This window comes from Microbacterium sp. NPDC058345, assembly GCF_042723855.1.
In the GTDB taxonomy this organism is placed as follows: Bacteria; Actinomycetota; Actinomycetes; order Actinomycetales; family Microbacteriaceae; genus Microbacterium.
This window is the reverse complement of sequence record NZ_JBHXIG010000001.1, coordinates 355,304-373,463: the sequence shown is the minus strand read 5'-3', so window position 1 is coordinate 373,463 and position 18,160 is coordinate 355,304. Positions and strand designations below refer to the sequence as shown.

Genomic DNA, 18,160 nt, shown 5'->3' with positions numbered 1-18,160 from the left:
GTCCGCGTGGCATGTCCGAGCAGTGGCGGGTGTCGATGACCCCGACCCACCCCTTCTCGGACATGCGTACGTCCCGTGTCGGAGAACCGGCGGTTGCCTGCGGCTCCGACCCGCACCTTCCCGGACCCGCCGCCGCTCCAGACCGCACCACCGAGAGGCCGCGACAGACGGAGGAGGGGGCGGATGCCGCGAAGCGTCCGCCCCCTCCGCGTCTGTCAGGCGGCGTCGGTGCCCAGCGTTCCGAGGTACAGGCCGATCACCTTCGGGTCGTTCAGCAGATCGCGGCCGGTGCCCTCGTGCGCGTCTCTGCCCTGGTCGAGCACGTAGCCGCGATCGCAGATCTGCAGGCAGCGGCGGGCGTTCTGCTCGACCATGATGGTCGTCACCCCCGCCTTGTTGATGTCGGAGACGCGGATGAACGCGTCATCCTGACGGACCGGGCTGAGCCCGGCCGACGGCTCGTCGAGCAGCAGCACAGACGGATCCATCATCAGCGCGCGCGACATCGCCACCATCTGGCGCTCACCGCCCGACAGCGAGCCGGCGCGCTGCTTGAGGCGCTTGCCCAGCTCGTCGAAGATGCCGGTGACGAACTCCAGCCGCTCGGCGTAGATCTTCGGGTTCTGGTACAGGCCCATCTGCAGGTTCTCGGCGATGGTCAGCGAGGGGAACACGTTGTTGGTCTGCGGCACGAACGCCACCCCGCGGGCGACGAGCTTGTCGGCCTTCAGGCCCAGGATGCTCGACCCGTTCACCGTGATGTCGCCGTCACGCACCTGCACCAAGCCGAAGATCGCCTTGAGCAGCGTCGACTTGCCCGCGCCGTTGGGGCCGATGATGCCGACCAGCTCGCCCTTGCGGGCGATGAGGTTCGCGCCGTTGAGGATGTTCACCCCCGGCAGATACCCCGCGTGCACGTCGGTCAACTCGACGACGACATCGTCTGCAGCATCCGTCACGACTGCTCCTCCTCTTCGAGCTCCGCCTCGGCCTCGGCCTCGATCGTCCGCCGCAACCGGGTGGCGTCGGCATCCGGCAGCGTCGGGACGCGCCCGGTGACCACACCGAGGTCGACATCCTGGTGCGCACCGAGGTACGCGTCGACGACGGCCTTGTCCTCCATCACCGCTTCCGGCGGGCCCTCGGCGACCACCCGTCCCTCGGCCATCACGACGACCCAGTCGGCGATATGGCGCACCATGTGCATGTCGTGCTCGACGAACAGCACGGTCATGCCCCGGTCCTTCAGGCTGAGGATGTGCTCGAGCAGCGACTGGGTGAGCGCGGGGTTCACGCCCGCCATCGGCTCGTCGAGCATCACGAGGTTCGGGTCGCTCATCAGCGCCCGCGCCATCTCGAGCAGCTTGCGCTGGCCACCGGAGAGGGCGGCGGCGAAGTCCTTCTCCTTCGCATCGAGCTTGAACCGCACGAGCAGGTCGCGCGCCTTCTCCTCGATCTCGGCCTCCTTCTTCCGCCACAGCGCGGGGAAGAGGCTCGGCCAGAACCGCTCGCCCGGCTGATCGGGGGACCCGAGCTTCATGTTCTCGAGGACGGTCAGCAGCGACAGCGCCTTGGTGAGCTGGAACGTGCGGACCTGGCCCATCCGGGCGACCTTGAACGACGGGATGCCGGCGAGGTTCCTGCCGTTGTAGACCCACGATCCGCTGTTCGGCTTGTCGAAGCCGCAGAGCAGGTTGAACAGCGTGGTCTTGCCCGCGCCGTTCGGACCGATCAGGGCGGTGATGGCGCCGCGCGGGATCTCGAGATGGTCGACGTTCACCGCGGTGAGGCCGCCGAAGTGGCGCTCCACGCCGTCGATGACGAGGATCGGATCGACCTTCGCGACGCCGGGGACCGCCGGTCCCTCGGCGAGGCCCGTCGACTTCTCACGCCGGCCTGCGGCGGGCGCTGCGCCCGCCGCATCCATGGGCTCGTTCTCACTTGACAAAGGTCATCTCCCTCTTGTCTCCGAGGATGCCCTGCGGGCGGAAGACCACGATGAGCATCAGCACCACGCCGGCGAGGATCCATCGCACGATCTCGGCCTGGGCGCTCGACATCGGCAGGATGCCGGCGCTCGCCATCTGCGGCAGCAGGTTGCCCAGGAAGGCGAACAGCACCCAGAACAGCAGGGCGCCGAGCGTCGGGCCGAACACGGTGGCGGCGCCACCGAGGAGCAGCACCGTCCACAGGAAGAACGTCAGCGACGTCGAGTAGCTGCCCGGCACCACGGCCGACGGCAGTACGAACACGATGCCGCCGGCTGCGCCGATCACGCCGCCGATCACCAGCGACTGCATCTTGTACGCGAAGACGTTCTTGCCCAGCGAGCGCACGGCGTCCTCGTCCTCGCGGATGCCCTTGAGCACGCGTCCCCATGGGCTGCGCATGAGCGCCCACACCAGCAGCACGGCGATGATGAGCAGGATCAGGCCGAACACCCGGTCCCAGAGCTGGGTGGCGCTGTACGTCCACGGTCCGAACCCGTAGGTGCCGGGCGGGAACGGGTTGATGTCGCGGAAGCCGCTGTGATAGCCGGTGAGGCCGCCCGACGAGTTGGTGTACTCGGCGAACAGCTCGGTCAGGAACAGCAGGCGCACCACCTCGGCCGTCGCGATGGTCGCGATCGCCAGGTAGTCGGCGCGCAGCCGCAGCGTCGGGATGCCGAGCACCAGAGCGAACACCGCTCCGGAGAGCAGGCCGATCAGCATGCCCAGCCACCAGGGCAGGCCGAAGCTGAGCACAGGGATGGCGTAGCCGTAGGCGCCGACCGCCATGAACGCCGCCATGCCGAAGTTCAGCAGACCGGCGTAGCCGAAGTGCACGGCGAGTCCGGTGGCCGCCAGGGCGTAGGCGATGGTGACGGGGCTGAAGAGGTAGGCGAGCGAGTTGCCGAAGATCGATCCGAAGTCCATGCGTCAGCCCAGCCTTTCCTTGCGTCCCAGCAGACCCTGCGGACGGAAGAGCAGGATCAGGATCAGCGCGAGCAGGGCGCTGCCGTACTTGAGGTCGGACGGGATCCACAGCGTCGACACTTCGACCGCGAGGCCGACGATGATCGAGCCGATCAGGGCGCCGACCGCCGAACCCAGCCCGCCGAGGGTGATCGCGGCGAACATCAGCAGCAGCATCTGCATGCCCATGTCCCACTTCACGCCGGGGCGGAAGTACGCCCAGAGGATGCCGGAGATCGCGGCCAGCACGCCGGCCAGGATCCAGACGATCCGGATCACCCTGTCGACGTCGATGCCGGATGCGGCGGCGAGCTGCGGGTTGTCGGAGATCGCCCTGGTCGCCTTGCCGATCCGCGTGCGGGTGAGGAAGAACGCCATGCCGATGATAACGATCAGGCTGACGCCCATGCCGATCAGGTCGATGTACGACAGCGCCACCGGCCCGAAACGGATCGGAGTCGGGCTCGCCCCGGGCAACTGCAGGGTGCCGCCGCCGATCATGTACTGCAGCACGTAGCGCATCGCGAGCGACAGGCCGATGCTGACGATCATCAGCTGCACGATGCCGAGCCCGCGCCGGCGCAGCGGGCGCCACAGCCCGGCGTCCATCGCCCAGCCGAGCAGGCCCCCGGCGAGCACGGCGACGACGATGCCCAGCCAGAGCGGCAGCTGCCAGAACCCGGCGACGAGCACGACGACGACGCCGCCCCAGGTGACCATCTCGCCGTGCGCGAAGTTCGACAGGCGGGTGGTGCCGTAAATCAGCGCGGCCCCCATCGAGGCCAGGCCCAGCAGCAGACCGAAGTTGAGGCCGCCGACCGCGCGGGAGACGATCTGATCGAGCATCGACACCGACACCCGCTCGCCCTCGCCGAGGAAGAGGTTCACGATCTTCGTGCCGGTCAGGCCGAACTCCGCCTCGAACGAGCCGCTGGTGCCGTCGACCGGGCTCACGCCCTCGGGCAGCTGATCGGTGTCGACGATGACGCCCTCGGGCAGCGTGTCCTCATCGACCGAGATGGTGTACTTGTCCCTCTCCGGGACGTACAGTCGCCATTTCCCTTCGGCATCCGTCTCGGTCTCGGCGTCGAAACCGCCGCCCTCCACCGTCAGCGTCACGCCTTCGATGGGCTCGCCCTCGAAGGTGATGTTGCCGCCGAAGTAGAAGTCGGTGATCTCCTGGCCGTCGTCTGTGGTGTCGGCGTGCGCGCTCACCGGTGCACCGAGCACCAGGACAGCCGCCGCCAACGACACGAACAGGGCGAAGAGCCAGCTTCGGGATCGCCGAAGAGCCGTTGATCTGAGTCCCACGCATCCTCCACATCGAGTGCATACCGGACGGCCAGGGTGTGCCGGTCGGGTGACGGACGTCGCACTGAGCGTAACGTGCCGGAGCGCACGCCCGCACATTCCGTGTCCTGATCGGAATACCGGGCGCGTCTCGGCGTTTAGAATCAGTACACGACGGACGCTCACCGTCCCCCGGCCGCCGTCGCCCCCTCCGCATCCCCATCGACCGCGCGCAGGCGCAGAGGAGCCCCCCTATGGAGCAGCACGACCCGTTCGGTTTCATCGGACTCACCTACGATGACGTGCTTCTCCTTCCCGGGCACACCGATGTCATCCCCAGCGACGCCGACACGTCGTCTCGGGTGACGCGCCGCATCTCGGTCGCCACGCCCCTGCTGTCCAGCGCCATGGACACCGTCACCGAGGCGCGCATGGCCATCGCCATGGCGCGCGAGGGCGGCCTCGGCATCCTGCACCGCAACCTGTCGATCGCCGACCAGGCCGCGCAGGTCGACCGCGTGAAGCGCAGCGAGTCGGGCATGATCACCGACCCGATCACCACCACTCCCGACGCCACGGTCGAAGAGGTCGACGCGCTGTGCGCGCAGTACCGCATCTCGGGCCTGCCCGTCGTCGACGCCGACGGACGTCTGGTCGGCATCATCACCAACCGCGACATGCGCTTCGTCTCGGGCTTCGAGCGCCAGTCGACCCTTGTCAAGGACGTGATGACCAGCGAGGGGCTGATCACCGCGAAGGTGGGGGTCGCCGCGGGCGAGGTCATCTCGCTGTTCGCGAAGCACCGTGTCGAGAAGCTGCCCCTGATCGATGCGGACGGCAAGCTCGCCGGCCTCATCACCATCAAGGACTTCGACAAGAGCGAGAAGTACCCGCTCGCCACCAAGGACGAGCACGGCCGCCTGCGGGTCGGCGCCGCCATCGGCTTCTTCGGCGACGCGTGGGAGCGCGCCGAGGCGCTGCGCGACGCGGGTGTCGACGTGCTCGTGGTCGACACGGCCAACGGCCAGTCGCAGGGCGTCATCGACCTGGTCAAGCGGCTGAAGGCCGACCCGACGTTCGACGCCATCGACATCATCGGCGGCAATGTGGCGACCCGCGAGGGCGCGCAGGCGCTGGTCGACGCCGGTGTCGACGCGGTCAAGGTGGGCGTCGGTCCCGGCTCGATCTGCACCACCCGCGTCGTCGCCGGCGTGGGCGTGCCGCAGGTAACCGCCGTGTACGAGGCGTCGCTGGCCGCGAAGCCCGCCGGCGTGCCGGTCATCGCCGACGGTGGTCTGCAGTACTCGGGCGACATCGCCAAGGCGCTCGTCGCCGGTGCGGACGCCGTGATGCTGGGTTCGCTGCTCGCCGGCACCGACGAGTCGCCGGGCGAGATCGTGTTCCAGTCGGGCAAGCAGTTCAAGCAGTACCGCGGCATGGGCTCGCTCGGCGCCATGCAGACCCGCGGCAAGCAGACCTCCTACTCGAAGGACCGCTACTTCCAGGCGGATGTGCCCAGCGATGACAAGCTCATCCCCGAGGGCATCGAGGGCCAGGTGCCGTACCGCGGCCCGCTCTCGGCCGTGGCTTACCAGCTGGTCGGCGGCCTGCGTCAGTCGATGTTCTACGTCGGCGCTCGCACGATCGACGAGCTCAAGGCGCGGGGCCGGTTCGTGCGCATCACCTCGGCGGGACTCAAGGAGTCGCACCCGCACGACGTGCAGATCGTCGTGGAGGCGCCCAACTACAAGAAGTGACCGGCCCGGGGCGCCGCGCCGTTCCGCCGTTCACCCGTTCGGCGTTCGGCGTTCAGCGTTCGGCGTTCAGCGATCCGCCGCCCCCGGATGTCACACTTTTCAGCAGATGGCACGTCGATAGGTGTGACAGTCGACGAAAAGTGTGACAGGGGCGCGGGGGTTTCGGATGCCGGATGCGCGGCGTAGCGTGCCGGTATGTGCCGAAGCATCCACACCCTTCACAACTTCGAGCCGGCCGCGACCTCTGACGAGGTGCACGCCGCCGCCCTGCAGTACGTGCGCAAGATCGCCGGGACGACGAAGCCCTCGAAGGCGAACCAGGAGGCCTTCGATCGCGCGGTCGCCGAGATCGCGCATGCGACGCAGCACCTGCTGAACGACCTGGTGGCCACACGCCCGCCGAAGAACCGCGAGGAGGAGGCGGCGAAGGGCCGCGCCCGCGCGGTGGCGGCCGGCCGCTACGCCGCCTGACCGCGCGCTGCGTTCCCTTTCCGCTGAGGGGTCACAAACCGTCGCGTCGACGCCCCCCGACCCGGCGTTTCGTGGCCCTTCACGAAGACTCCTTCCGCTGAGGGGTCACAGACCGTCGCGTCGATGCCCGCCGACCCGGCGTTTCGTGGCCCCTCAGCGCCGCTCGCGCGCGGACGAGGTCGGATCGGATGCCGCGGCTAGAGTGAGCCCATGGATTCAGGGTCGAATCAGATCACCGGCACCCGGCTCACGCGGGGCCAGATCTCGCGGTACGCGATCGGGTCGCTCGGCACCGGCGGGTTCGCCACGCTGCCGGGGCTGGTGCTCGTCTACTACCTGACCGACTCGCTCGGCGTCACGGCGCTGGCCGCCGGCGCGATCGTGACCGCCGCCAAGATCTGGGACGTGCTGATCGATCCGGTCATCGGCGGTCTCAGCGACCGATCGCTCGCGCACACGGGCACGCGCGGGCGCACCATGCTCATCGGCGCCATCGGGCTGCCGCTCGCCTTCGTGCTGACGTTCGCGGTGCCGGCGGGACTCGGCCCGGTGCCGGCCGCGATCTGGGTGCTGATCGCGTTCATGGCTGCGGCCACCTGCTTCAGCCTGTTCCAGGTGCCGTACATCGCCCTGCCCGCGGAGCTCACCGACGACTACCGCGAGCGCACCCGCCTGCTCAGCTGGCGCGTGGTGCTGCTGACCGTCGCGATCCTGCTGTTCGGTGCCGGCGGCCCCGAACTGCGCGCGCTGTTCCCCGACGACCCGCTGCTCGGCTACCTCGTGATGGCCGCCGTCGCCGCCGTCGTGCTGGGCGTCGCGATGTCGGTCTCGGCGAGCGTCGCGCCGCGGCGTCCGCTGCTGCCGGTGCGCCCGGGAGCATCCATCGCCGAGCACTACCGCGGCGGCATCGCCGTGCTGCGGCAGAGTCAGCCGTTCCGGGTGCTGCTGGTCACCTTCATGCTGCAGGGTCTGGCGACCGGCCTGATGCTCGCGGCCGCGCAGTACGTCGCCCGCTGGGTGCTCGACGACGAGACGGCGGTGACGCAGCTGTTCGTCGCGCTGATCGCGCCCGCACTGCTCATGGCGCCGGTGTGGAAGATGATCGCCGACCGGATCGGCAAGGAGCGCGCGTTCCGGCTCGCCAGCGCGGTGTTCCTGCTCGCCACGCTGATCCTGGCCGCCATGGTGTGGCTGCCCGGCTGGTGGATCCTCGCGCCGGTCGGACTGGCCGGTGCGGCCTACGCCGGGATGCAGACCCTGCCGATGGCGATGCTGCCCGACGTGATCGCCCACGATCGCAGCCGCAGCGGCGGTGGGAACCGCGCCGGCGTCTTCGGCGGCGTGTGGACCGCGGGGGAGACCACAGGGATGGCGCTCGGCGGCACCGTGCTCGCGCTCGTGCTGGCGGCCACCGGATACCTCGAGACCACGGCGGGCGAGGAGGTCGTGCAGCCGGATGCCGCGGTGGCGGGCATCGCGGTGTCGTTCAGCATCCTGCCTGCCGTGCTCATGGCGGCCAGCCTGGTCGTCGTCACCCGCTATCGGCTGCGGGAACAGGACATCCTGGGAACGTCGGCATGACCGAAGCGGCCGAGGTGCTCGAGCGCCTGCAGACCCTGCGGGCCGCCGACGCGCCGACCCACGGCGGCCGGGTGCTGTCGTACGTGTACGACTCGGGGCGCGACGACCTCGATGAGCTGGCGGATGCCGCGGCCACACTCGCCCGCCCGCTGAACGGGCTCGACCCCACGGTGTTCCCGTCGATCGCCGCGATGGAGCGCGATCTCGTCGGCTTCGCCCGGCGGATGCTGCACGGCGGCCGCTCGGTCGTGGGATCGGTCACCGGCGGCGGCACCGAGAGCTGCCTGCTGGCGGTGAAGACCGCCAGGGACCTGTGGCGTGCGCAGCATCCGGGGGCGACGGCGCGACCGCGCCTGGTGACCGCGAGCAGCGCGCACGCCGCATTCCAGAAGGCGGCCGGCCTGTTCGATCTGGAGTGGGATGCGGTGCCGTGCGCGCCCGACGGCACCGTGCGCGCGACGGAGCTGATCGGCCGGCTCGGAGACGATGCCGCCCTCGTCGTCGTCTCTGCTCCGGCGTATCCGACCGGGGCGCTCGATCCGATCGCGGAGGTCGCCGCGGCGGCGGCCGACCGGGGCATGTCCTGCCACGTGGACGCCTGCTTCGGAGGGTTCGTGCTGCCGTGGTGGCCCGGGGTTCCGGCATGGGACTTCCGGGTGCGCGGGGTGACGAGCATCTCCGCCGATCTGCACAAGTTCGGCTACGCGCCCAAGGGCGTCTCGGTGCTGCTGCATCGGGGCCGCCGCCGTCATCGTGCGCAGTTCTTCGCCACGACGCGCTGGCCCGGCTATCCGGTGGTGAACCCGACGCTGCTCGGCTCGCGCTCGGCTTCGCCTCTCGCGGCCGCTTGGGCGATCACCCAGCGGCTCGGTGATCCCGGCTACGCGGAACTGACCGCGTCCATCGCGCGCGTGGCCGCCGAGGTCAGAAGCCTCGTGGACGGCATCCGGGGCCTTACGGTGATGGGAGACCCGGCAGGACCGGCCATCGCGGTCGTCGCCGACGAGAGCGTGCCGCCGCGCGAACGCGTCGATCCGCACCGGCTGGCCGACGCCCTGATGGCGCACGGGTGGAAGATCCAGCATCAGCCGGGCTTCAGGCAGGCCGACGGCACCCGCATCCCGCACAGCGCGCATCTGACGCTCACGCCCGTGCTCGAGAGGGGGATGCCGGAACTCGGCGCGGCGCTGCGGGCGGCATCCGATTCCGTCCGCGGAGCGCCACCCGCCGACCCGCGGATGCTCCTCGCCGCGCTGCGTGCGCTCGGCTACGGCGACGGCGGTCGCGTGCCAGGACCGGCCGCCGCGTGGCGCCTGCTGCGCCTGGCGGGCGCCGGCCGGGTGTCGGCGACCCAGCCGATGGCGCTGCTCATGGCGCTCATCGAGCGGCTTCCCGCGCCGGTCGCCGAAGCTCTGCTCACCGAACTGCTCGCCCGGCTGTCCGAGCCGCGCTGACGCGTCCCCCGCCCGCCTGCCGTGACGCGGCCGCCTCGTCGCGGCGTACTCCCGCCGAACGCCCGAGCCTGATAGCCTGGTCGGCTCGCTGCACGACGGACGCACGGCGGGCGGAAGGATTCGCCGTGGGCTACATCGACGTCAGTGCGGTCTCGCTGGCCCTCCCGGACGGTCGGCCGCTTCTGGACGAGGCCTCGTTCCGGGTGGGCGCGGGCTCGACGAGCGCCCTGATCGGCCCGAACGGCGCCGGCAAGTCGACCCTGCTGCGCATCATCCGCGGCGATGTCGCGCCGGATGCCGGCGTGGTGACGATCGACGGGTCGCTCGGTGTGATGGACCAGTTCATCGGACACGGCGAGGCGGGAACCACCGTGCACCATCTGCTCGTCCGGGTCGCGCCCGCACGCATCCGCGGGGCGGCCGAGGCGCTCGAGTCCGCCGAGAACGCGCTCATCGAAGACGACACCGAGCGCACTCAGATGCGGTACGCCACCGCGCTCGCCGACTATGCGGATGCGGGCGGCTACGAGCACGAGACCGTGTGGGACCAGTGCACCATCGCCGCCCTCGGGGTGCCGTTCGAGCGCGTCCGCTTCCGCGACCTCGACACGCTCTCCGGCGGCGAGCAGAAGCGGCTCGCGCTCGAAGCGCTGCTGCGCGGACCCGACGACGTGCTGCTGCTCGACGAGCCCGACAACTACCTCGACGTGCCCGGCAAACGCTGGCTCGAGGAGCGGCTGCGCGAGACCCCCAAGACGGTGCTGCTCGTCTCGCACGACCGTGAGCTGCTCGCCCGCGCCGCCGACCGCATCGTGACGCTCGAACCCGGGGGAGCGGGCGCGACCGCCTGGGTGCACGGCGGCGGCTTCGCCACCTACCATCAGGCTCGGGAAGACCGCATGGACCGGCTCGATGAGCTGCGCCGGCGGTGGGACGAGCAGCACGAGAAGCTGAAGACCCTCGTCGCGACGCTGAAGGTCAAGGCGGCCGCGAACGACGGCTTCGCGTCGCGGTACCGCGCCGCGCAGACCAGGCTGCGCTGGTTCGAGGAGGCCGGACCGCCCGAGGAGCGCCCGCCCGCGCAGGACTTCGACATGCGGCTGCGCGGTGCCCGCACCGGCAAGCGGGCGATCGTCTGCACCCGCCTGGAGCTGACCGGACTCATGCGGCCGTTCGACGCCGAGATCTGGTTCGGCGACCGGGTCGCCGTGCTCGGCTCCAACGGCTCGGGCAAATCGCACTTCCTGCGGCTGCTCGCACGCGGAGGGAGCGACCCCGATCCGACCCTCGGGCACCTCGTCGACGCGTCCGAGACGCTCGATCGGGTCGCCCACACCGGCACGGCCGTGCTCGGCGCGCGCGTCGTCCCGGGTCTGTTCGCGCAGACGCACGCGCACCCGGAGTTCGCCGGGCGCACGCTGCTCGAAATCCTGCATCGCGGCGACGACCGCCGATCCGGGATGCCGAGGGATGCCGCGAGCTCAGCGCTCGACCGCTACGGACTGGTGCGGCAGGCGCAACAGGCCTTCGAACAGCTGTCGGGCGGACAGCAGGCACGGTTCCAGGTGCTGCTGCTTGAGCTGAGCGGCGCCACGCTGCTGCTGCTCGACGAGCCGACAGACAACCTGGACCTGGAATCGGCCGAGGCGCTCGAGCAGGCCATCGCCCGCTTCGAGGGCACGGTCGTCGCGGTCACGCACGACCGCTGGTTCGCGCGCTCCTTCGACCGGTTCCTCGTGTTCGGCGAGGACGGCGCGGTCTACGAGTCGGATGCGCCGGTGTGGGACGAGCGCCGGGTGGCTCGTGCACGGTGACGGCGCACGCGGGGGCGCCGTGGGCGGTGCCGGGTAGGCTGGGGTCGTGAGTATGGACATCGAGATCGGCCGAGGCAAGCGCGCACGCCGCGCGTACACGTTCGACGACATCGCGGTCGTGCCGTCCCGGCGCACGCGCAACCCGGAGGACGTCTCCACCGCGTGGACGATCGACGCGTTCCCGTTCGACGTCCCCGTGCTCGGCGCCCCCATGGACTCCGTGGTCAGCCCGAAGACGGCCATCATGCTGGGTCAGCTGGGCGGCCTCGGCGTGCTCGACCTCGAAGGTCTGTGGACCCGCTACGACGACCCGGAGCCGCTGCTCGACGAGATCGCCGCGCTGCCTGCCGAGCGCGCGACGGTGCGGATGCAGCAGCTGTACTCCGAGCCGATCCGGCCCGAGCTCATCACGCAGCGCCTGGCCGAGATCCGCGAGGGCGGGGTCACGGTCGCGGCTTCGCTCACCCCCCAGCGCACCCAGGAGCTGTACGACACCGTCGCCGCCGCCGGCGTCGACCTGTTCGTCATCCGGGGCACCACCGTCTCGGCCGAGCACGTCTCGAGCGTGGCCGAGCCGCTGAACCTGAAGAAGTTCATCTACGACCTCGACGTGCCGGTGATCGTCGGCGGCGCCGGCACCTACACCGCCGCGCTGCACCTCATGCGCACGGGCGCGGCCGGCGTGCTGGTCGGCTTCGGCGGGGGAGCGGCATCGACCACGCGGGCGACGCTCGGCATCCACGCGCCGATGGCGACGGCCGTCTCCGACGTCGCCGCCGCGCGCCGCGACTACCTCGACGAGTCGGGCGGACGCTACGTGCACGTCATCGCCGACGGCGGCGTCGGCACCTCAGGCGACATCGTCAAGGCGCTCGCGATGGGTGCGGATGCGGTCATGCTGGGCGTCGCGCTGGCACGGGCGACGGATGCGCCAGGTCGCGGCTTCCACTGGGGCGCCGAGGCGCACCACCCCCAGCTGCCCCGCGGACGCCGCGTGCCCGTGGAGGGCATCGCGACGCTCGAGGAGATCCTGTACGGCCCGGCCCCGATCGCCGACGGCACCGCCAACCTGATCGGTGCCCTCCGCAAATCGATGGCCACGACCGGTTACTCCGACCTCAAGGAGTTCCAGCGGGTCGAGGTCGTGCTGGCGCCGTACGAGCTGGGATGACCTCCGCCGATCCCGACGTGCCGCAGCAGTTCCCGCCGACGCTGCGGGAGGTGATGCTGCGCGGGCGCTGGATCGGCACCCTGCTGCTGTGCCTGGTCGTGGCAGGCGTGTTCGCGTGGCTCGGCCAGTGGCAGCTCGCGCGCGCCATCGACACCGATCCCCCCGAGCCTGGCGCGACCGAGAACGTGCGTCCGCTCGATGAGGTCGTCGAGCCGGGACAGTACCTGCCGGAGCCTCTCGGCGGGCAGCGGGTCGAGACCAGCGGCACCTGGGTGCCGGACGACTTCATCGTGGTGTCGTCGAGGTTCAACGACGGCGCCGAGGGGTACTGGGTCACCGGTCAGCTGCGGATCGCGGAGCGCACCTCGATCGCGGTCGCGCTCGGATGGGCCGAGACCCGGGAGCAGGCGGATGCCGCGGTATCCGACCTCGCCGCCGCCGGTGCGGCGGAGGCGTCGATCACGGGCCGGGTGATCGACGACGAGGGCGTCGAGCTGCCGCCACGCAGCGACCCGCATCGGCTGACCCGGATGTCGACGGCGGCGCTGCTCAGCCGCTGGCACGACACCGAGCAGCTCGACGTGTACCGGCCGTATCTCGCCTCGGCCGAGGCTCCGGCCGGACTGGTCGACATCGCCTCGCCGCCTCCGGCGGAGAAGTCGCCCGTCAACTGGCTGAACGTCTTCTACGCCGCCGAATGGGCGGTCTTCGCCGGATTCGCCTTCTACCTCTGGTACCGGCTCGCGCGTGACGCGTGGGAGCGCGAAGTCGAGGAGTTCGAGGAGTCCGCCGCCTGACGCAGCGCCCGAACGCGGCGAGGCGACGATTCGGTGACCAGCAGGTGACCTGTCGTCGAACATGCTTGCCCCGTGTCGGCGATCGGATCTAGGGTCGCTCTCGTGCGCATGCGCGCGCACGGCGGCGGATTCACGAGACCCGGCGTCCGATCCGATCGAGGAGACAGCATTGATGATGTCCGCCCCCGCTGAAGGAAGCCCCATGGTTTCCATCAGGCAGCACAGAAGCAGGGGGCGTACCTGCGCCCTCGCCATGGCCACCGCCGCAGGACTGGGCTTCGGCTCGCTCGTCGCGGCACCCGCTTTCGCGAATCCCGCGGGCACGGGTGTGGTCATCAACGAGGCGTACCTGTCCGGCGGCAGCGCCGGCGCCGCGTTCACGAACAAGTTCGTCGAGCTGTACAACCCCACGTCCGTCGACGTCACGCTCGACGGCATGACGCTGCAGTACCGCTCCGCGAAGGGCGAGGGCGCCTCATCCGGCGTCGTCGCGCTCTCGGGCACGATTCCCGCCGGCGGCTACTTCCTGGTGCAGGGTGGCAGCAACGGTGGTGCCGGTGAGGCGCTTCCCACTCCGGACGCCACGAGCGGTGGACTCAACGTGAGCGGATCGGCGGGCACGATCGCCCTCGTCGAGGGAGAGGCGGCCGTCACGCTGCCGACCGGCGACACGGCGGGCGCCGAGGGAGTCGTGGACCTGCTCGGCTACGGCACCTCCAACACCTTCGAGGGCGAGGCCGCCGCAGCTCCGGCGGGCAACACCGACGTGAAGTCGCTGAACCGCACAGAGGGCGGCGACAGCGACCGCAACGCCGCCGACTTCTCGCTCTCCGCCGACATCACCCCGCAGAACTCCGGCGGCGACACCGACCCGGGCGGCGATCCCGACCCGGGCGGCGATCCGGACCCGGGCGCCGAGCCGACCGAGGCGAGCATCGCCGAGGTGCAGGGCAGCGGCGGAAGCTCCCCGCTGGACGGCGAGACCGTGACCGTCGAGGGCGTCATCACCGCGGACTACCGCAGCGGCGGCTACGACGGCATCGTGATCCAGACCGCGGGCTCCGGCGGCGAGCAGGACGCCACGCCGGGAGCATCCGACGGCGTCTTCGTCTACCTGAACGGCAAGGACGTCGCCGGAGAGATCGGAGACCTCGTGTCGGTCACCGGTTCGGTCGGCGAGCACTTCGGGCAGACCCAGATCACTCCGGCATCCGCCGATGATGTGTCGGTCGTCACCCCGGATGCGGGCGTTCCCGCCACGACCCCGCTGCCGACCACGGTCGTCGGCGCAGACCGCGAGGCGTACGAGAGCATGCTCGTGACGCCGACCGGCGACTACGCCGTGGCATCCAGTCACCAGCTCTACAACTACGGCACGCTCTGGCTCAACCCGGGCGAGCTGAATGTGAAGAGCACCGAGGTCGAACGACCCGGCGCCGACGCCGACGCGATCGCTCAGGCGAACCGCGCCGACCGCATCCTGCTGGACGACGGATACTCGATCCAGGTGGGCAACGCCGCGCACGAGGGCGACCAGCCGTACTTCACCGAGGATGTCGTGGTGCGCAACGGCGACGTCGTCGACTTCGGCGGCAACGGCTTCGTGCTGCAGTACGGCTTCGACGACTGGCGCCTGCAGCCGGTGACGCCGCTGTCCAGCGAGTCGCCGGACGACGAGAAGGTGTCGTTCACGACCCGGAATCCCCGCCCCGAGGTTCCCTCGGTGGGCGGCGACGTGCAGGTCGCGTCGTTCAACGTGTACAACTACTTCACGACCCTGAAGTCCGAGGACTCGAGCGCCCGCGGCGCGGCCGACGCCGCGCAGTTCGCGATCCAGAAGTCGAAGATCGTCGCGGCGATCAACGACCTCGATGCCGAGATCGTCGCCCTGATGGAGATCGAGAACTCCGTCAAGTTCGGCGAGCCGGTCGACACCGCCCTCGCCGACCTGGTCGACGGGCTGAACGCGGCCGCCGGCGCCGAGGTGTGGGCCTACGTGCCGACCCCCGAGGCGCTGACGGATGCGGCGACCACCGACTTCATCACGAACGCGATCATCTACAAGAAGGGTGCGGTGACGCCGGAGGGCGACAGCGCGACCATCAGCGACGAGACGGTCTGGGGCAATGCTCGGGAGCCGATCGCGCAGGCGTTCGACATCGACGGCCGCACCGTCACGGTGGTGGCGAACCACTTCAAGTCCAAGGGCGGCGACGGCGCAGAGCCGTCGGACGGGCAGGGCCACTTCAACGCGGACCGCGTGGCGCAGGCCGAGTCGCTGCTGGACTTCACGGCCGAGCTGGGCGACACCGCGGGCAGCGAGGACATGCTGCTGATCGGCGACTTCAACGCGTACAGCGAAGAGGACCCGATCGACGTCTTCACGTCCGAGGGATGGAGCGACCTGGTCGCCGATCGGACCGACGGGCAGTACACCTACACGTTCGACGGCGAGCTCGGCTCGCTGGATCACGTGATCGCCTCGCCCTCGCTGGCGGCGTCGATCACCGGCGCGGGGGTGTGGACGATCAACTCGCCGGAGTGGAGCGACCGGGGCTACGCGTTCGGCGCCACCGAGTCGGGAACGCCGTTCCGCTCCAGTGATCACGATCCGATCGTCGTCGGCGTCTCCGCCGACGAGCCGCCGGTCAGCATCGACATCGCCACGATCAACGACTTCCACGGTCGCATCGAGGCCGACAACGCCAGCGCCGGTGCCGCCGTGCTGGCCGGTGCGGTGCAGCAGGTGCGCGACGAGAACCCGAACACGATCTTCGCCGCGGCGGGCGATCTGATCGGCGCCTCGACGTTCACCTCGTTCATCCAGGACGACAACCCGACGATCGACGCGCTCAACCTCGCGGGGCTCGACGTGAGCGCGGCGGGCAACCACGAGTTCGACAAGGGCTGGGCGGACCTGCGCGACCGCGTGCAGGACCGCGCCGACTGGGAGTACATCTCCTCGAACGTGTTCCTCACCGAGACCGGTGAGCCCGCGCTCGCCCCCGCCTGGGTGAAGGAGCTCGACGGCGTGCGCGTCGGATTCGTGGGGGCGGTCACCGAGGATCTTCCCTCGCTGGTCTCGCCCGAGGGCATCAAGGATCTCGAGGTGCGCAGCATCGTCGACTCGGTGAACGCCGTGGCAGACGACCTGCGCGACGGCGACGCCGCGAACGGCGAGGCCGACGTCGTGATCCTGCTCGTGCACGAGGGCGCATCGACGACGAAGGTCGACAGCATCACGCCCGATTCCCCGCTCGGCGAGGTCGTCTACGGCGTGGACGGCGACGTGGATGCGATCGTCTCGGCGCACACGCACCTCGCCTACAACCACGTCATCGACGGGCGACCCGTCGTGTCGGCGGGACAGTACGGCGAGAACCTCGGCGTGATGAACGTCAAGGTCGACCGTGAGACCAAGGAGCTGATCTCGATCGTCAACGAGATCCGCCCGCTCATGAAGGAGGTCGGCGACGACTGGGTCGCGCAGTACCCGGCTGTGCCCGAGGTGCAGGCGATCGTCGACGCCGCCAAGAAGGAGGCCGACGTTCTCGGCGCTGTCAAGGTCGGCGAGGTCACCGCCGACTTCAACCGGGCGCGTCAGAGCGACGGCGAGTCCGAGAACCGCGGTGGGGAGTCGACCATCGGCAACTTCGTGGCCGACGTGCAGAAGTGGGCGACAGGAGCGGACATCGCGCTGATGAACCCGGGCGGCATCCGGGCTGACCTCAGCTATGCTGCCACCGCGGAAAGCGACCCCGCGGGCAACGTCACCTACCGCGAGGCGGCCACCGTGCAGCCGTTCGCGAACACGCTGGTCACGCTGCAGCTCACCGGCGCGCAGCTGAAATCCGTGCTCGAAGAGCAGTGGCAGCCCGCGGAAGCGAGCCGCCCGTTCCTGAAGCTCGGCGTCTCGGAGGGCCTGGTGTACACCTACGACCCGACGGCGGCGCAGGGCTCGCGGATCACCTCGATCACGCTGGACGGCACGGCGATCGACGCGGCCGCGTCGTACACGGTCGCGGCGAACTCGTTCCTCGCCGGCGGTGGTGACAACTTCTTCACCTTCGCCGACGGGACCGACAAGAAGGACACCGGCAAGATCGACCTGCAGTCGATGGTGGACTGGTTCGCGGCGAACAAGACGGCGACGCCGGACCTCGCGCAGCGCGCGGTCGGCGCGGTCGTGTCGCCCAGCGGGGCGGCCGCCGGCGAGCAGGTGACGGTCGACCTCTCGTCGCTCGCGTTCAGCGCCGGTGAGGAGGCGCCGACCTCGGTGTCGATCTCGCTGCAGGGAGCGGAGCTGGCCACCGCGGCCATCGATCCGACGGTGATCGAGGCGTCCGACGAAGTGGGCCGCGCGACTCTGTCGTTCGACGTCCCGGAGGGCGTGTACGGCGAGCAGATGCTCAGCGTCGCGGTCGCCGGCACCGGCACGACGGCCGAGGTTCCGGTGCAATTCGCCGCCGCCCCGGCCGCCGAGGGCACCATCTCGCTCGACAAGCTGTCGGTCGCGGCCGGCGGCACGGTGACGATCACCGGTGAGGGATTCCCCTCCGGTGACGAGCTGCGCATCGAGCTGCGGTCCACGCCGGTCACCCTCGGCGACGCCGTGGTGGCGGCAGACGGCACCTTCTCGGCGACCGTCCGCATCCCGACGAGCACCGCCGCAGGGCAGCACACCATCGCGGTGATCCAGGGCGACGGCGCCGAGGCGACCGCCGCGCTGACGGTCACCGCGGCGGGCACCGGTGACGGCGATCTCGCCATCACGGGTGCGGACTCGATGCCGTACCTCGTGCTGGGCGTGCTGCTGCTGATGCTCGGCCTCGCGCTGGTGGCGGTTCGCCGCCGGGCGAAGCGCTCGTGAC

12 protein-coding genes are annotated in these 18,160 nt (G+C 70.3%); 8 read left to right on the top strand and 4 right to left on the bottom strand.

Annotated elements, in window-relative coordinates:
- Positions 1 to 215: 215 nt before the first annotated feature.
- From ACFWH5_RS01915 to ACFWH5_RS01900, 4 genes are read right to left on the bottom strand one after another with little or no spacing between them, the layout of a single operon-like run.
- A complete protein-coding gene (locus ACFWH5_RS01915) occupies positions 216 to 959 on the bottom strand; it encodes an ABC transporter ATP-binding protein (protein WP_378831143.1) in 744 nt (247 codons plus the stop codon).
- On the bottom strand, positions 956 to 1,927 hold the full coding sequence (locus tag ACFWH5_RS01910) for an ABC transporter ATP-binding protein (RefSeq protein ID WP_378831140.1): 972 nt from the start codon (positions 1,925 to 1,927) through the stop codon (positions 956 to 958). Before ACFWH5_RS01910 ends, ACFWH5_RS01915 begins: the two co-directional genes overlap by 4 nt.
- Before the next feature lie 10 nt (positions 1,928 to 1,937).
- Entirely contained in the window at positions 1,938 to 2,915 is a 978-nt protein-coding gene (locus tag ACFWH5_RS01905) for a branched-chain amino acid ABC transporter permease (RefSeq protein ID WP_378831138.1), read from the bottom strand.
- Between the two features lie 3 nt (positions 2,916 to 2,918).
- Complete coding sequence (locus ACFWH5_RS01900) at positions 2,919 to 4,265, bottom strand: branched-chain amino acid ABC transporter permease (protein WP_378831135.1); 1,347 nt, start codon at positions 4,263 to 4,265, stop codon at positions 2,919 to 2,921.
- A 233-nt stretch (positions 4,266 to 4,498) separates the two neighbouring features.
- Here ACFWH5_RS01900 and guaB point away from each other — a divergent pair, with 233 nt between their 5' ends.
- From guaB to ACFWH5_RS01860, 8 genes are all read left to right on the top strand, one after another.
- Positions 4,499 to 6,001 (top strand): IMP dehydrogenase, encoded by a 1,503-nt coding sequence (gene guaB, locus ACFWH5_RS01895; protein ID WP_378831133.1) that lies wholly within the window; start codon positions 4,499 to 4,501, stop codon positions 5,999 to 6,001.
- Between the two features lie 195 nt (positions 6,002 to 6,196).
- Positions 6,197 to 6,472 carry a DUF2277 domain-containing protein gene (locus tag ACFWH5_RS01890; protein ID WP_378831131.1) on the top strand — a complete coding sequence of 92 codons (276 nt, stop codon included), beginning with the start codon at positions 6,197 to 6,199 and terminating at the stop codon, positions 6,470 to 6,472.
- A 210-nt stretch (positions 6,473 to 6,682) separates the two neighbouring features.
- On the top strand, positions 6,683 to 8,053 hold the full coding sequence (locus tag ACFWH5_RS01885; RefSeq protein ID WP_378831129.1) for an MFS transporter: 1,371 nt from the start codon (positions 6,683 to 6,685) through the stop codon (positions 8,051 to 8,053).
- Positions 8,050 to 9,507, top strand: coding sequence for a pyridoxal phosphate-dependent decarboxylase family protein (locus ACFWH5_RS01880; protein ID WP_378831127.1), 1,458 nt, complete (start codon positions 8,050 to 8,052; stop codon positions 9,505 to 9,507). The genes ACFWH5_RS01885 and ACFWH5_RS01880 overlap by 4 nt, the downstream gene beginning before the upstream one ends.
- A 125-nt stretch (positions 9,508 to 9,632) precedes the next feature.
- Entirely contained in the window at positions 9,633 to 11,321 is a 1,689-nt protein-coding gene (locus ACFWH5_RS01875; protein ID WP_378831125.1) for an ABC-F family ATP-binding cassette domain-containing protein, read from the top strand.
- A 52-nt stretch (positions 11,322 to 11,373) separates the two neighbouring features.
- On the top strand, positions 11,374 to 12,492 hold the full coding sequence (locus tag ACFWH5_RS01870; RefSeq protein ID WP_378833504.1) for a GuaB3 family IMP dehydrogenase-related protein: 1,119 nt from the start codon (positions 11,374 to 11,376) through the stop codon (positions 12,490 to 12,492).
- Positions 12,489 to 13,289, top strand: a complete 801-nt coding sequence (locus ACFWH5_RS01865; RefSeq protein WP_378831122.1) for an SURF1 family protein — start codon at positions 12,489 to 12,491, stop codon at positions 13,287 to 13,289. Before ACFWH5_RS01870 ends, ACFWH5_RS01865 begins: the two co-directional genes overlap by 4 nt.
- Positions 13,290 to 13,491: 202 nt before the next feature.
- Positions 13,492 to 18,159 (top strand): ExeM/NucH family extracellular endonuclease, encoded by a 4,668-nt coding sequence (locus tag ACFWH5_RS01860; RefSeq protein WP_378831120.1) that lies wholly within the window; start codon positions 13,492 to 13,494, stop codon positions 18,157 to 18,159.
- The last annotated feature ends 1 nt before the right edge of the window (position 18,160 follow it).